The organism is Microbacterium sp. Bi128 (genome assembly GCF_918698205.1).
The window spans coordinates 1-2,234 of the sequence record NZ_CAKKMM010000837.1 but is presented as its reverse complement, the minus strand read 5'-3'; the positions used below and the strand labels follow the sequence as shown (position 1 = coordinate 2,234).

The 2,234-nt window shown below is 73.3% G+C and carries 3 protein-coding genes and 1 pseudogene; all 4 read left to right on the top strand.

The window, feature by feature from the left end; translation table 11 throughout:
• On the top strand, positions 1–505 hold a 505-nt coding region (locus LQV45_RS26945; protein ID WP_230009825.1), incomplete at its 5' end, for a hypothetical protein.
• Positions 506–550: 45 nt separating this feature from the next.
• Complete coding sequence (locus LQV45_RS26940) at positions 551–1,312, top strand: SDR family NAD(P)-dependent oxidoreductase (protein WP_230009823.1); 762 nt, start codon at positions 551–553, stop codon at positions 1,310–1,312.
• Positions 1,309–2,085 (top strand): enoyl-CoA hydratase/isomerase family protein, encoded by a 777-nt coding sequence (locus LQV45_RS26935; RefSeq protein WP_230009821.1) that lies wholly within the window; start codon positions 1,309–1,311, stop codon positions 2,083–2,085. Before LQV45_RS26940 ends, LQV45_RS26935 begins: the two co-directional genes overlap by 4 nt.
• Positions 2,082–2,234, top strand: a pseudogene (locus tag LQV45_RS26930) (short chain dehydrogenase); the annotation flags it as partial. The gene LQV45_RS26935 and the pseudogene LQV45_RS26930, both read left to right, overlap by 4 nt.

Genomic DNA, 2,234 nt, shown 5'->3' with positions numbered 1-2,234 from the left:
GTATGCCGTCTTCTCGGTGCTGCGGCTCGTGGTCGCCGGTGTGACCGGCTGGGGTTCGCCGCCGTATGCGGCCGCGTTCTCGTTCGTGCCCGCCACCATCGTCGGTGCGCTCGTCGTGCTCGGCATCGGCATCGCGGTCGCGCAGTTGCGCGGGGCGGTCGTGCGCGTGCCGGCGCCGCGCCCGGACCGGCCCGCGGGAGCGATCGTCGTGGTGGGCGATTGGCGTCTCGCGTCCGCTGCGTACGGGGCCGACCGTGTGCGCGGACTCGAGAGCGATCTGCGTCATGCGGCGCGTGTGATCGACCCCGACGCCGTGAACGTGCCGCGCGGGGTCGAAGTGGCGGTTCCGCACGCCGTCGCGACCCTGACGGAGCGCTTGCGTACGGCGCACGGGTGGAGCGCCGACGAACTCGCCCTGCTCACGGACGGCGCGTCCACCGGTGCCGTGCGCACCCACCCCGTGCGCACCCGTGGCCGGGTTCGGGTGTGGCGACCGCGATCCTGAGTCCCGGGTAGAGTGACACTCGGTTTCTGCTTCGAAGGAGAACGCATGGACATCACGGGTGCATCCGCCCTGGTCACCGGCGGCGCCTCCGGCCTGGGCCTGGCCACCGCGCGCCGCCTCGCCGCCGCCGGCGCGCACGTCACGATCGTCGATCTGCCCTCGTCGGCGGGTGCCGACATCGCCGACGAGATCGGTGGGGCGTTCGCTGCGGCCGACGTGACCGATCCTGAGCAGGTCTCTGCCGCCGCGGCCCTCGCCGCCGCCGCCGGCCCCCTGCGCGTCGTGGTGAACTGCGCCGGAATCGCCCCTCCCGCGAAAGTGCTCGATCGCGACCTGCGTCCCACCCCGCTCGCCGATTTCGAGCGGCTCGTGCGGATCAACCTCGTCGGCACGTACAACGTGATCGCCCAGACCTCGGCGCTCATGGCCACGAACGAGCCGAGCGAGGGAGGCGACCGCGGCGTGATCGTCAACACCGCCAGTGTCGCGGCCTTCGACGGGCAGATCGGGCAGCCGGCCTACTCCGCCAGCAAGGGCGGCGTGCACGCGATGACCCTGCCCATCGCGCGCGAGCTCGCCCGCCACGGCATCCGGGTGGTCACGATCGCCCCCGGCATCATGGAGACCCCCATGCTCAAGGGCCTGCCGCAGGCCGCACAGGACTCGCTCGGCCAGCAGGTGCCGTACCCGTCGCGCCTCGGCGCCCCCGACGAATACGCGCGCCTGGTGCTCGCGATCGTCGACAACGGCTACCTCAACGGCGAGACCATTCGCCTCGACGGCGCGATCCGGATGGCCCCGAAATGACCGACGGCATCCTGCTCCACGTCGCGGACGGGCTCGCCCGCGTCACCTTCGACCGCCCCGCCTCGCTCAACGCCATGGATTTCCCCATGGCGCGTCGCTGGCGCGAGGTGGCACAGCAGGTGACCGCCGATCCGGCGGTGGGAGCCGTCATCCTGGATGCCACGGGCCCCGCGTTCTGCGCCGGCGGCGACGTCGTGGCGATGGCGACGACGGGCGCCTCGGGCTCCGAGGTCACCGAGACCGCGGAGGCGATCCACGACGGCATCCGGACCTTCGTCGAGGCGCCGCTGCCGATGGTCGCCGCCGTCCAGGGCGCGGTCGCCGGCGGGGGCCTCGGGCTGATGCTCACCGCCGACTACGTCGTGGCGAGCGAGAACGCGCGCTTCGTCAGCCGGTACGCCAACATCGGGCTGACCCCCGACCTGGGGGTCTCGACGTTGCTGCCCGCGGCGATCGGCCAGCGCCGGGCGCTGCAGCTGCTTCTGCAGGACCGCATGCTCGACGCCGCCGAGGCCCGGGACTGGGGACTCGTCGCCGAGGTCGTGGCATCCGTGGATCTGTCGGCGCGGGTCGAGGCGATCGCCCGCTTCTGGCTCGACGGCGCGACCGCGGCGTTCGGGCAGGCGACGCGACTCGTGCGCGTGGGCGCCGGCCGGACGTTCGCCGAGAACCTCGCCGACGAGGCCGCCACGATCGGTGCCGCCTTCGACACCCCCGAGGCGCGGGCGCGGGTCGCCGCCTTCGCCGCCCGCTCCGCGAAAGGACCAGCGTGACGCTCGCCGGAAAGACCATCCTCATGTCGGGCGGAAGCCGCGGCATCGGCCTCGCGATCGCCCTGCGGGCCGCGCGCGACGGGGCGAACATCGCTCTGCTGGCCAAGACCGACACCCCGCACCCGAAGCTCGAGGGCACGGTGCACACC